Here is a 12,990-nt window from a genome sequence, read left to right on the forward strand (position 1 = left end):
CCGACGGGGCCGCTGCCAACCACGCAGCGGCCCCGTCGTGGCGCTTGGTGGGGCGGATGCCGCCTGCTGTGAATGGATGAGTCGGATCGGTTCAGCGGGACGACGAGCCGAATCGCCGCAGCGAGACACGATGGATGTATCCAGCCGGGAAGGTCTCTCGGAGGGAAAAGGAGGAGAACCCATCATGACGTATCGACCACACGACAGATCCTCGCCGCCTCGTTCGCGACCAGCGACGGCGCGACCCGCGCGGCCACGTCGGTGCTCGGAGCATACGGCGACAAGGTCGCCAACACCGCCGTCATCCACGTGAAGGCAGACGGAACCCCGCACTTCGTCGAGCCGAAGGACTGGGGTCCCGGCCGCGGCGCCCTCCTCGGCGGCGCCATCGGCCTCATCGGAGGCCCGCTCGGCGTCCTCGCCGGCGGCGGCATCGGCGCCCTGGCCAGCAAGCTGCGCGACATGGGCTTCAAGGACGCGCAGTTGAAGCGCCTCGGCGAATCGCTGAAGCAGAACGAGTCGGCGGTCATCTTCGAGATCACCACCGACGCCGCTCCGACGGCGGCGAAGCTTCTCGAAGCGCTGTCTGCCCGTCAAGTGGTCACTGAACACGTCGACGCGAGCGTCGCTGCGCTGTTCGATGACGCACCGGAGCCCGTCTTCGTACACGAGGCAACCAGCTGATGTTGCGAGGCGCCTACCCCGCGCGCACGAGAAGACCCGGCCGAGCGTTGGCCGGGTCTTCGACGCTCCGTGCGAAGATACCGCACCGTCTCAATCGCCGATCGGCGCGTGCTCAGCGATCGGCGACGATGCCGGCCTGATAGGCGAACGCCACGAGCTGGGCTCGGTCGCGGGCGCCGACTTTGGACATGGCGCGATTGGCGTGCGTCTTGACGGTGAAGGGGGAGACGAACATCTCGCCGGCGATGTCATCATTCGACAGTCCTCGGGTGATCGCGACGACGACGTCGTGTTCCCGCGGTGTGAGCGCTTCGAACCGGCGTGCCAGGTGCTCATCCACCCGATGGACGGGAGTTTCGGCGACGCGGCTGATCGCCGTCGCGGCGGCGGCGGCCGAGAGGGCGCCGCCGCCGCTCATGACGTCGCTGATCCCCGCGATCAGCTCGGCGGGTCCGACTCCTTTGCCGAGGAATCCGTTGGCGCCGGCGCTGAGCGCGGCGACGACGTTCTCGTCGTGTTCGAACGTCGTGAGGATGATCACCCGTACCTGTTCGGCCGTGTGGTCGCGGCGGATGCGCGCGGTGGCTTCGACCCCGTCGATGCCCGGCATCCGGATGTCCATGAGCACCACGTCGACCGAGGTCGTCTCGAGCAGTTCCAGTGCGGCGAAGGCGTCGCCGACGTCGGCGACGACCTCGATCTCGGGGCTGGAGGAGATGATGGTGCGCAGCCCGGCGCGAATCATCTCCTGGTCGTCCACGATCAGCACTCGGATCATCGCTCGCTCGCTTTCGTCGGTAGTTCCACGTGCACACCGAACTCATGCTCGGTGCGGGCGATCTCGATGGTTCCGCCCGCGGACTGAGTCCTCTCACGCATTCCCACGAGCCCGTAGCCGGCGCGAGCGCTGGATTCGGTCGCGGCAGCGGCGGCGACCTGGTTGACGACATCGATGACGAGGCTCGCACCGGTCGAGCCGATGGTCAGGCGCACGGGGGCGACGCCGTGTCGCTCCGCGTTGGTCAGCGCCTCTTGAACGATGCGGTAGGCGGCCGCCGAGACATCCGCGTCGAGCGCGGGCAGGTCGTCCTCGATGCTCGCCTCGACCTGCACGCCGGTGGTATTGACGCGATCCACCAGGGAAGGGATGTGCTCGACTCGTGGGAGTTCGGTTCGTTGATCGGATTCGGCGTCGGTCGCGCGCAGCAGGTCGAGGATCTGCTGCGTTTCGTGCAGCGTGCGCTGCAGTCCCTCGCGTGCTGACTGGAGTGCGCGCCGCGCATCGTCGGCCTCGCTGGGGAGGGAGACTTCGGCGACCCCGACGTTGATGTTCACCACGGCCAGTTCGTGCCCGACCACGTCGTGCAGGTCTCGCGCGATCCGCAGTCGCTCGTCGTTGACGGCTTGCCGCAGTTCGACGGCCTGAGCGGCGGCGAGGTCGGCGGCGCGGTGTCGTGCCGCGTCCCAGGATTCGGTCTGCAGGCGCACGACGCTGCCCGCGGCCGCAGCGGCAAGACACGAGGTCGCGGCGATCAGCGCGATGGGGGAGTCGACCTGGCCGTCTTCACGGGCGGAGAGCACGAAGTAGAGGAAAGCGGCGACCGCCGTCGCCGTCGGCAGCACGTGGCGGCCCTGCCGGGCGAACAGGAACATTCCGAAGACGGTGACCGTCCAGATGCCGATGTACTCCGAGGCGAAGAGCATGTTGACGCCCGCTCCCACTGTCATCAGTGCGAGTCCGACCCATCGTGCGCGGAAGATGACCAGCAGGCCGAGCGCCGAGAGCAGGAGCCCGACGAAACCGATGGCGGTCTCACCGCCGAGGGCCATCACCGAGAACTCCGTGACCAGCGCGCCGATGCTAATGATCACCATCACTGTCGACAGCAGCGGGCCGCGCAGGAACCAGGACTGCTTCGGCCACGCGACATCCGCAGACGCGGGTGACGGGGTCTCGGAACTCATCGACTCATCATCCGGCATCGGCGCTCGAACGTCCACGGCATCCCGTGAGGATGCGCGGTTGGCCGGGTGGGGCGGGTTTGCCTGGTTCGCCAGAGCATCTCCGCTCCGACGACCGCCGCGGCCACCCCGAATCCCGCGGCAGCAAGGGTACTGGTCAGTACGCTTTCGGGCTGGCGGGCCGAGACGAGCGCCGCCTGTGCGAGGGAAATCAGCACGAGCGCGGAGGCGAGGTTCATGCGGCGCACGGCCGATGCGAGGGGTTCGGTGTCGTGCCGGCCGGCGATGGTGGCGACCAGCGAGAGGATCAGCTCGCTGAAGGCGACAGCGGCGATGGTGATGCCCGCCCAGAGGTCCTGGCCGAGAAAGGTGTCGGTTCCGAGAAGTGCCGGCGTCAAGGTGAGCAGATACAGCACGCTCAGCACGACGATGGTGGCGCCCGTTCGCCGGTAGCAACGCTGCTCGGCGTTTCGTGTGAGGGGTGGCTCGAGGCGGAGGATCGCGGATCGCCGACTGAGGAGGGCGAACTTGGTCGCGACCGCACCGGTTGCGAACACGATGTTCGCCAGCAGAAACCAGTCGGGAGCGGCGATGAACAGGCCGAGCTTCGCGATGAGCAGAAATGTTCCACTGACGATCGAGACACCGGCGAAGAAATACAGGCGGGGAAGGCGCGCCAGCAGGGTCGCGCAGAGCGCGTGCCGCCCGTGCCCGAAGCGCAGGGGCGCCGGCCGATTGCTCGGCCGGCGCCGCCTGCTCGGTCACGCCCCGGCTCGCGAGGCCTTGCGGATTCCGATTACTGTGCCGACAGCGGCGATAGCGCTCGCCACAGTGAATCCGATCGCGATCTTCCTGCCCTTGGACATCGAGTGTTTCCTTTCGTACCGCCCGTCAACGGGATGTGGTTCCACTCTCCCGGGTTCGTGCTGCAAGGGAATCGTCCGGACGGATCGACCGCGGTACTGCGATTGAAGTAGCAGGCACGACGGCGGCCGGTCGTGACACGGATCCGTACTGCGTTTGGACGAGCGCGATTCGTCCCGTTGCACGACGCCATCGGAGCCGAGCCCGGAAAGGCTGAGAGCAACCTCGATCACCCTTCGTACCAAGGAGCATCACATGCCCAGTCCCGCCGTCCGTCTCCCGCAGCCGTCGCCCGCACCTAGCATCGGTGACCCGGCATACAGCCTCTGGGAACTGGTCGCCGGCTCTCTGGTTCAGGTCGGCACGCAGGCGACCGGCTACGTCAGTAGCTTCGCCCTCGCTCCCAGCGACGAGGATGGCCTGGTGGCTGCGGCAGGTGGTCGGTCGGTGAAGAAATCTCGGCCGACTACTTGCCAGCGATAAAAGTACGTTTTAGAATAAGATCAAGATAAACCCGATCCGGGACTCACGATCAGGAGCACGTTTCAATGTCGAATCCGTCGCCGCGGCAGGTCGCCCGCCTCGAAGCACAGCCGTCGCTCTCGCACGAGCTGCTCACTCTGCTTCCCGGCGACTTCCGCCTCGGCCTCTCGACTGCCGCGTACCAGATCGAGGGTGGCGTCTCGGAGGGCGGACGGGGGCCGAGCATTTGGGACACGTTCGCGCACACCCCCGGCCTGACCCGCAACGACGACAACGGCGATGTGGCCTGCGACCACTACCATCGCTGGGAGTCGGACCTCGACCTGCTCGCCTCCCTCGAGGTGCGGCACTACCGGCTGTCGGTCTCATGGAGCCGGCTGCAGCCGATCGGATCCGGTGAGCTGAACCCAGAGGCGGTCGCCTTCTACCGTGACCTGCTCACCGGCATGAGAGAACGAGGCATCCGACCTCTCGTCACGCTCTACCATTGGGATCTCCCGCAGCCGCTCGAAGACCGTGGCGGATGGCCCGAACGCAGCACCGCAGAACGCTTCGCCGACTATGCGACGCGCACGGTCGCCGCGCTCGGCGACCTCGTCGACGACTGGATCACGCTCAACGAACCGTGGTGCTCCGCATTCCTCGGGTACCACACCGGTGCACACGCCCCCGGTCGACGCGACTTCGATGCCGCCGTCGCCGCGGCACACCACCTCAACCTGGCCCATGGTCTCGCCGTGGCGGGCATCCGCCTCACGGCTCCGAACGCTCGCGTCGGCATCGCGAACATCGTGACCGAACTGCGCCCGATGAACGACACCGAGGCCGATCGCGGCGCCGTCGTGCGGGTCGATGCCGCGAGCAATCGCGTCTTCCTCGACCCGGTCTATCTCGGCGACTACTCGGCGTCGGTTCGCGACACCCTCGGTAGCGCGCTCGCGCGAGTGATCCGCGACGGCGACCTCGCGAAGATCGCGGCGCCCACCGACTTCGCGGGCATCAACCACTACCAGCGGATCCTCGTCAGCTATGACCCGATCGGCGGTCCGCTGGCCGCGCGAGAGCAACCCGCGACGCCGGCGACCACGTCATTCGGCTGGTCGGTGATCCCCGACTCGCTTCGGGTCGTGCTCAGTCGGGTCAGTCGGGAGTTCACCGACCTCCCCGTCTACGTGACCGAGAACGGCGCGAGCTTCGACGACTATGCCGACCCCGAGGGCGATGTCGTCGACCTCGATCGGGTCGAGTACCTGCGCGGATACCTCGCCGCGCTCATCGACGCCGTCCGCGACGGCGCCGACATCCGCGGCTACTACGCCTGGTCCTTCCTCGACAATTTCGAGTGGGCCGAGGGGTACAGCAAACGTTTCGGTGTCGTGCACGTCGACTACGCCACCCAACGTCGCACCCCGAAACTCAGCGCCCTCTGGTACCAGCGCCTGAATGCCCAGCGCAATGCGCTCCTCGAACTCGTCGGCCAGGCAGGCTGACGCACCCGGCCCGAGCACCCCGCAGCGCGACCTGCACACCCCACCCCATCGCACCCCACCGCACAGAGAGGCACCTCAATGAAGAGCATCACAAGGATCGCGACCGCAATCACCGCGGTCGCCGCAATCGGCGCCCTGGCCGGCTGCACCTCCGGCGGATCCGGCGGCGACGCCGAAGCAGACGGTCCGCTGACGGTCTGGATCATGGGCGACTCGGGCACGAACTTCGAGCAACTCGTCGCCCCCTGGTCTGAAGAGACCGGAACCGAGGTCGAAGTCGTGGCCGTTCCCTGGGACGGCGTCGACGAGCGTCTGACGACTGCGGTCGCATCGGGCTCCGGCCCCGATGTGCTGCAGATCGGGCTCTCGAAGCTCCGCACCTTCGCCGACGCCGGCGCGCTGCTTGCCCTCGACGACCACATTGCGGATCGCCCGGCTCTCGCGGCCGAGAACTTCCCCGACGCGATCGGGGGCGAGGCCTCGGCGATCGGGGGTGAGATCGTCAGCATCCCCTGGGTGGGCGACACCCGCGTGCTGTTCACCCGCACCGACGTCCTCGCCGAGAACGGCATCGATGCTCCGCCCACCACCTGGGACGAGGTGCGGGCAGACGCGAAGGCTCTCGCGGCTCGCGGCGACGGGCAGTTCGGCTACTACATTCCGCAGTGGGACAGCCCGCTGCCGGTGGTCATGACCTGGTCCAACGGCGGTGACATCATCGATGCCGACGGCAACGTCGACTTCGACACCCCCGAGTTCGAGGCGGCGGTCGACACATACACCGGCCTCTACGCCGACGGCAGCGTTCCCACCAACGCCGACTTCGACCAGGCACAGGGCTTCATCTCGGGTGTCGCGCCGATGCTGATCAGTGGACCCTACCTCGCCAAGTCGATCGCCGAATCGGCGCCCGAGCTCGAAGGCAACTGGGCCGTCTCACCGGTACCGGCCGGCTCCGACTCGGCTACCTCGCTGTTCGCCGGGTCGAACCTCGGCGTCTGGCACAACAGCGACCAGGTCGATCAGTCGCTCGTCCTCATCGAGTACCTCTCAGAGCCCGAGACCCAACTCGAGTGGTTCGAGGTCAGCGGCGAACTGCCGACCAACGTCGACGCGCTCGCCGACGAGACCCTGCTTGCCGACCCGCTCGTGCAGGTGTATGCCGACCAGCTCGCGGAGTCGCGCATCCTCCCACTCGTTCCGAACTGGGACGGCGGAGTCGGCGCCGATCTGCTCACCGCGCTCAACTCCATCGTGCTGAACGGCGAGGATCGTGACGCCGCGATCCAGGCCCTCATCACGAAGACCGAGGGCATCTCGGTCAACTGACCCATTCCGCCGGGCGGTGGGATCGCGCGATTCCCCTGAGTGCGATCCCACCGCCACAACCCCCACTAACGCTCACCATCCGCGGTCCCATCGCCACCACACCCCACGACAGAGAGGAGCGACGCATGAGCATCGCCGCCAAGGCCACTCCCTTTGCATTCGTCGGTCCCGCAATGCTGCTACTGGTCGCGTTCGGCGTCCTGCCGCTCGTCGTGGCCCTCGGCATCAGCTTCACCGACATGGACATCTCGGGCCTCGCGAACTGGGCCAATATCGGCTTCGCGGGCACCGAGAACTACGAACGGCTGTTCGCCGACCCCGACTTCTGGCAGGCGTTCGGCAACACCATCTTCTTTCCTCTCATCGGCGTTCCCTCCGTTGTCATCCTCTCGCTTGCCGTCGCACTGCTGCTCACCCGAAGCGACAACCGATTCTTCCGCGCGCTCCGCACGTTCTACGTCATCCCCGCCATCACGGGCATCGTCGCCATCGCACTCGTGTGGGGGTACTTGTACAACACGCAGTTCGGCTTATTCAACTGGCTGCTCTCATTGGTCGGGGTGCCACCCGTGCGATGGCTCTCAGACCCGCTTCTTGCCAAGTTCTCGGTCGCCTTCGTCGCGATCTGGCGGGGGACGGGCCTGAACATCATCATCTTCCTTGCCGCGATCCAGGGCGTTCCCAAGGAGTATCGCGAAGCCGCGGCCCTCGACGGGGCGAGCTCATGGCGCACCACCTGGTCGGTCGTGATCCCGTTGCTCCGCTTCGCCATCCTCTTCGTCACCGTCACCACAGCGATCTTCTGGCTGCAGTTCTTCGACGAGCCGTTCGTCCTCACCAGCGGCGGACCGCTCGGCGCAACCACGTCGATGCCGATCTTCCTGTACAAAGAGGGCTTCGAGCTCAACCAGTTCGGGTACGCCAGCGCCGGCTCCGTCGTTCTCTTCATTGTGATCGCCGTGGTCACGGTCATCCAACTGCGCTTCCGGAGAGCTGATGTCGAGTACTGAGACACCGACGCGCATGACGTCCGAGACCCCACGACGGATGCCCCAGCCGATGCCACTCCGTCCGTCACTGTCGCCTCCGCGACGCAAGCGCCGCGGTATCGTGCTCACGATTCTCATCGGGGCGGCACTCGCGATCGGCGCGGTCATCACGGCATTCCCGTTCCCCTGGATGCTGCTGTCCTCGGTGAAGCCGCAGAGCGAGTCCATCGACTACCCGCCGACGCTTCTTCCCCAAGACCCGACTTTCGAGTACTACATCCGACTGTTCACCGAACTCGACTTCGGGCGGTACCTCGCGAACACCCTCATCGTGGTGCTGATCGGCGGCGTCGGGCTGCTGCTCATGGCGATGGCCGGTTACGCATTCGCCAAATTCGACTTCCGCGGCAAGAGCGGGCTCTTCTTCCTGGTTCTCTCGACCATGATGATCCCCGTCCAGGTCACGATGATCCCGACGTACCTCATCCTCAACGGGATGAAGCTGACCAACACCCTCGTCGGCATCGCACTGCCGACCCTCGTCAGCGGCTTCGGCATCTTCCTGTTCCGCCAGTTCATGTCGACCATCCCGACCGAGCTGCTGGAGGCGGCTCGACTCGACGGGGCGCGCGAGTTCCGCATCTTCCTCACCATCGTGCTGCCGATCTCGAAACCCATCCTCGCCGTTCAAGCGGTGCTCGTCTTCATCGGCGGATGGAACAGCTTCCTCTTCCCGCTGATCGTCGCCAGCGACCAGAAGCTCTACACCCTCTCCGTCGGGCTGGCACTGCTCAACGAGCAGATCGCAGTGAATCCATCCCTGCAGATGGCCGCCGCGTCGGTCATGGTCGTGCCTATCCTCATCGTCTTCATCGTCTTCCAGCGCTACATCGTTCAGGGCTTCGCCCTCTCCGGACTCAAGTGACCCACGTAAGGAGCACCGTGACCATCACCCAGACCAGCCCCCGACGCACATTCGCCCGCCGGCCGGCCGTGCTCGACGGATTCGTCCGCCGCGAAGGCACCGAGCTGGTCGACGGCACCGGCAACGTGCTGCAACTGAGGGGAGTCGGGCTCGGCAACTGGCTCCTCCCCGAGGGGTACATGTGGCGCTTCGGCCCGGGCGCCGAGTCCCCGCGTGAGATCGAGGCGCTCTTCGCGCGCCTCATCGGTGCCGATGCTGCCGAGCGATTCTGGCGCGAGTTCCGTGAGCGGTTCATCACCGAGCAGGACATCGCAGAGATCGCCGCGGCGGGCTTCGACCACGTGCGCCTGCCGATCAACGCCCGCATCATCCAAGACGCGTCGGGCACGCCGATCGAAGCGGGGTACGCGTTGATCGACCGACTCATCGAGTGGTGCCGCACGCATCGCCTCTGGATCCTGCTCGACCTGCACGGCGCGCCCGGCGGGCAGACCGGCACGAACATCGACGACTCCCCGAACGGGAAACCTGAATTGTTCATGGTCGACGAGTACCGCGACCGCGCGATCGAGCTGTGGCGTGAGATCGCCCGACGCTACCGTGACGAGCCGGTGGTGCTCGGCTACGACCTGCTGAACGAACCGATCCCGAACGAGTGGCAGCACCGGTATGCGGACGAACTCGCCGACCTCTACCGCGACCTCACTGCCGCGATCCGCGAGATCGATCCCTACCACCTGATCGTGTACGAGGGCTCGCATTGGGCGACGAACTGGTCCATCTTCACCGAAGTCTGGGACGAGAACTCCGCGCTCCAGTTCCACAAGTACTGGTCCCCAGCCGACCGTGCGAGTATCGCCGCCTTCCTCGAGACTCGCGACCGCCTGCAGCTGCCGATCTACATGGGCGAGGGCGGCGAACACAACCTCGAGTGGCTGTACGCGGCCTTCAGACTCTACGAGGGGCACGGCATCGGCTGGAACCTCTGGCCGTGGAAGAAGGTCGACACCCGAACGTCACCCGCCTCGGTCGTGCCGCCTACCGGTTGGGAGGACGTCATCGCCAGCGTCGGTGGAACAGCTCTCGACCGGGCAACCGCGCAACTCATCCTCGACGATCTCATCGAAGCCATCGAGATCGACCGGTGCAAACGTCACGATGACGTCCTGGCAGCAGTCTTCGCCGACCGACCGGCGGTGATCCCCGCCTGGGGGTACGGATTCGACGGGGCCGGGCGCTCGTACGAGGCCGACGCATCCCCAGACGTTCCGAACCTCCGCCTCGGCGACACCGTCGCGTTGCGATACGCGTTCGACATCGAGCACCCGTCGAACCCGTTCGAGTCCCACGCCGGCGACCCATTCCGGCCCGACGAACTCGTCGTCGTCGACCTCGCTGCCGGCGAATGGCTCGAGTTCGTCGTCGAAGACGGAACCGATGCCGTGGACTACACCCCGCTGAGCCCGGACGGGAAGGCCGTACCCGCCCGCATCACCCGCACCGACGGGGGCCTCCGGGTCATCGCCGCCGCACCGCTCAGGCTCGCCTGGCTAGTGCTCGATGGGTCGAAGTATCCATTGGTAGCCTTGGTCGATCATGGCCAGGCGTGAAGGCGAGCAGCGGATGACGCGGCAATCGCTCACCATCAGATCGCTCCGAACGCAGAACCGCTCGGCTGCGCTTGCCCACCTGATCACCGCTCGCGACGGTACGCGTGCCGAAATCGCCGCGGCGGCAGGGTTGTCCTCGGCGTCCGCGGCGAACATCGTCGCCGACCTCATCGCCGAAGGGCTCGTCGCCGAGACGGGCCTGCTCGCATCGCAGGGCGGCCGGCCGACGTCCGTCCTCGAGCCCGTCGCCGATGGCGCATACTTCATCGGCGCCGACGTCGGCGAACGCGGCGTTGCCGTCGAACTGTTCGACCTGACCATGACCCGGGTCGACCGGGAGTTCCGCGGCGGCAGCACCGAGGAATCTCCCGACACGATTGCGCACGATCTCACCGACGCCGTCGAAGCCCTTCGGCAGCGCAACCGTGACCGCTGGTCCCGTGTCGTCGGCGTGGGGCTCGGGCTACCGGGCATCGTGGAGACCGACGACGCCGGCGTACAAACGCTCTACGCCGAGAACCTCGGCTGGGATCCGGTCGCGGTGCGACCGTTGCTCGGACACGACCTTCCGCTGTTCGCCGAGAATGGCGCGAAGACCCTCGCGAAGGCCGAGCAGTGGTTCGGCGCCGCGCACGGTGTCGAGCACGCCGTCGTGGTCCTGTTCGGCCGCGGCGTGGGCTTGGGCGTCATCTCTGACGGAGAGTTGCTCCGCGGCTCCGCAAGTAGCGCCACCGAGTGGGGCCACCTCTGCCTTGACCGCAGCGGCCCGGTATGCCGCTGCGGACGGCGCGGCTGCGTGGAAGCCTTCCTCGGCGCTCAGGGCATCCTCGACCGGTGGGCCGCCGCAGGCGGACGCTTCGACGGGAGCGGCTGGACAGCGATCGGCGAACTCCTCGACGCCGCCCAAACCGGCGACCCCGTCGCGCACGACACCGTCGAGAACCTCATCGACGACCTCGGCACCGCTCTCGGCGGACTCGTCAATCTGTTCAACCCGGAACGCGTCATCGTCGGCGGCTGGGTCGGCATGCGCCTCATGCAGCACCTCAGCCCGCGGATCGAGGCCACGACACGAGCCGCGTCCCTGGCTCGACCCGGTGCTCAGTTCGAGCTCCGAAGCTGCACCTTCGGCGGCGATACCGTTGCACTCGGAGCTGCGGTCATGCCGCTCGAGTCGCTCATCGCAGCCCCGGTTGAAGAGGTGCGGTCGCGCGCCGCACGAGCGGCCGGATAGAACTGCCGGCCGGATGCCGGGGTTGCGGTTCAGCTGTAGAAGCGCTGCATGCTCCGCGCCACGACGGCGGGCTTCGTGCCGCAGCACGGCGACCGGTACGCCAGCCTGACCCAGAGCCCGGCGTTCGTCTTCGGTGAGGGGCTCTCGTACACGCGGGTTCTCGACTGCTGGCCGACCGCGCGTTCGTGGCCGTGAAAGACACGGATACGCCGAAACTCTTCAAGTGGGAGCTCGACAATTGCCACAACATCGACGTGCTCCGTCGAAACGACACTCGTCGAGATCCGCACGACCTCGCCGAGTTCATCGGCACCGTGCCGCTCGAGCCATAGCCGACCTGCAAACAGCGGACCGACTTCCCGGATTTGAAGAAGCGCGTGGAGACTCGATGCGCGCACGCTTATTCAACGAAAGTGGCTATCCATCTTGTTGCCGTGATGTCGGGGGTCCTGGGTAGCTTCGTCGCATGATTGATCGTCCGCTGCGGGGAGCGCACTACCCGGGGGTCGCTGCCGGAGGTGAGGCGTTGGTTCGCGTCGGAGGACGCGTGTCTGGACTATCTGGACTGGATTCGATGGCCGGAGGGTTTCTGGTGTCCGTGGTGCGCGGGCGTCGCGGACTGGACACGGGATGGCGTCGCGCATCGCTGCGGTGACTGCGGACGGCGCGTGACCGCGACAGCGGGGACCGTGTTCCACCAGACGCGGACGCCGTTGTCGGTGTGGTTCGAGGCGGCGTGGCTGCTGACCACGTCGAAGCAGGGCGTGTCTGCACTGGAGGTGCAACGGGTGACCGGGCTGGGCAGCTATCAGACCGCGTGGGCGATGCTGCATAAGCTGCGCACCGCGATGTCACAGCACGGCCGGGACCGCCTGCTCGGTCGCGTCGAGGTCGACGAGGCACTCTACGGCGGGGCCGCCGCAGGGCTGCCGGGCCGCTCACCAGACGGGAAGACGCTCGTCGCTGCTGCCGTCGAGCGGCGCGGACGCGGGTTCGGCAGGATTCGGATGCAGCTGCTGCCCTCGGCGACCAGTGATCACCTCGCCGCGTTCCTGACCGCCACGGTGACGCCGGGCTCGACGGTCATCACGGACGGCTGGCGGCCTTACCCGTCCGCGATCCGTGCGGCCGGCTTGTCTCACGAGCGCCACGTCGTCTCCGGCACCGGCCTGCCTGCTCACGAGGTGCTGCCCGGAGTGCACCGGGTGTTCTCCCTCAGCAAGCGCGTGCTGGAAGGCACCCACCAAGGCGGTGTTCAGGCCGCGCACCTGCAGGCGTATCTCGACGAGTTCGTGTTCCGGTTCAACCGGCGCACAGCCAGCGAACGCGGTCTGCTGTTCCTTCGCCTGCTCGAGAACGCCGTCGCCTACGCCGCCACGCCTTACAGAAGCCTCGTCGCGACACCAAGCCCCCGGCTCCG

12 protein-coding genes and 1 pseudogene are annotated in these 12,990 nt (G+C 66.9%); 10 read left to right on the forward strand and 3 right to left on the reverse strand.

Translation table 11 applies throughout. The features are described from left to right. Nucleotides 1–261: 261 nt before the first annotated feature. On the forward strand, nucleotides 262–684 hold the full coding sequence (locus ACFWN7_RS05630) for a DUF1269 domain-containing protein (protein ID WP_376937757.1): 423 nt from the start codon (nucleotides 262–264) through the stop codon (nucleotides 682–684). 112 nt (nucleotides 685–796) lie between these two features. On the opposite strand, the gene ACFWN7_RS05635 is transcribed toward ACFWN7_RS05630, so the two are convergent. Genes ACFWN7_RS05635 through ACFWN7_RS05645 form a run of 3 tightly spaced genes read right to left on the reverse strand, consistent with a single transcriptional unit; the run spans nucleotide 797 to nucleotide 3,071 of the window. After that, a complete protein-coding gene (locus ACFWN7_RS05635) occupies nucleotides 797–1,462 on the reverse strand; it encodes a response regulator (RefSeq protein WP_376937758.1) in 666 nt (221 codons plus the stop codon). Further along, entirely contained in the window at nucleotides 1,459–2,649 is a 1,191-nt protein-coding gene (locus ACFWN7_RS05640; RefSeq protein ID WP_376937759.1) for a sensor histidine kinase, read from the reverse strand. Before ACFWN7_RS05640 ends, ACFWN7_RS05635 begins: the two co-directional genes overlap by 4 nt. Beyond that, on the reverse strand, nucleotides 2,646–3,071 hold the full coding sequence (locus tag ACFWN7_RS05645) for a hypothetical protein (protein WP_376937760.1): 426 nt from the start codon (nucleotides 3,069–3,071) through the stop codon (nucleotides 2,646–2,648). Before ACFWN7_RS05645 ends, ACFWN7_RS05640 begins: the two co-directional genes overlap by 4 nt. Before the next feature lie 987 nt (nucleotides 3,072–4,058). On the opposite strand from ACFWN7_RS05645, the gene ACFWN7_RS05650 reads away from it, so the two are divergent. The 9 genes and pseudogenes from ACFWN7_RS05650 to ACFWN7_RS05690 all read left to right on the forward strand — a co-directional run. After that, a complete protein-coding gene (locus ACFWN7_RS05650) occupies nucleotides 4,059–5,483 on the forward strand; it encodes a GH1 family beta-glucosidase (protein ID WP_376937761.1) in 1,425 nt (474 codons plus the stop codon). Nucleotides 5,484–5,561: 78 nt separating this feature from the next. Continuing rightward, on the forward strand, nucleotides 5,562–6,812 hold the full coding sequence (locus tag ACFWN7_RS05655; protein WP_376937762.1) for an extracellular solute-binding protein: 1,251 nt from the start codon (nucleotides 5,562–5,564) through the stop codon (nucleotides 6,810–6,812). A 125-nt stretch (nucleotides 6,813–6,937) separates the two neighbouring features. Beyond that, nucleotides 6,938–7,822 (forward strand): carbohydrate ABC transporter permease, encoded by an 885-nt coding sequence (locus ACFWN7_RS05660; RefSeq protein ID WP_376937763.1) that lies wholly within the window; start codon nucleotides 6,938–6,940, stop codon nucleotides 7,820–7,822. 100 nt (nucleotides 7,823–7,922) lie between these two features. After that, entirely contained in the window at nucleotides 7,923–8,726 is an 804-nt protein-coding gene (locus ACFWN7_RS05665; RefSeq protein WP_376937764.1) for a carbohydrate ABC transporter permease, read from the forward strand. 17 nt (nucleotides 8,727–8,743) lie between these two features. Further along, nucleotides 8,744–10,336 (forward strand): glycoside hydrolase family 5 protein, encoded by a 1,593-nt coding sequence (locus ACFWN7_RS05670; protein WP_376937766.1) that lies wholly within the window; start codon nucleotides 8,744–8,746, stop codon nucleotides 10,334–10,336. Then, the gene (locus ACFWN7_RS05675; RefSeq protein WP_376937767.1) at nucleotides 10,323–11,570 is read left to right on the forward strand and encodes an ROK family protein; all 1,248 of its coding nucleotides are present in this window, start codon (nucleotides 10,323–10,325) and stop codon (nucleotides 11,568–11,570) included. The genes ACFWN7_RS05670 and ACFWN7_RS05675 overlap by 14 nt, the downstream gene beginning before the upstream one ends. 48 nt (nucleotides 11,571–11,618) lie before the next feature. Next, nucleotides 11,619–11,765: a hypothetical protein gene (locus ACFWN7_RS05680; protein ID WP_376937768.1), complete on the forward strand. Its 147-nt coding sequence runs from the start codon at nucleotides 11,619–11,621 to the stop codon at nucleotides 11,763–11,765. Beyond that, complete coding sequence (locus ACFWN7_RS05685; protein ID WP_376937769.1) at nucleotides 11,756–11,902, forward strand: hypothetical protein; 147 nt, start codon at nucleotides 11,756–11,758, stop codon at nucleotides 11,900–11,902. Before ACFWN7_RS05680 ends, ACFWN7_RS05685 begins: the two co-directional genes overlap by 10 nt. 138 nt (nucleotides 11,903–12,040) lie before the next feature. Further along, nucleotides 12,041–12,970 (forward strand): annotated as a pseudogene (locus ACFWN7_RS05690) (IS1595 family transposase); the annotation flags it as partial. Between the last annotated feature and the right edge of the window lie 20 nt (nucleotides 12,971–12,990).

Origin of the sequence: Agromyces sp. NPDC058484 (assembly GCF_042720415.1) — a bacterium.
GTDB lineage: Bacteria > Actinomycetota > Actinomycetes > Actinomycetales > Microbacteriaceae > Agromyces.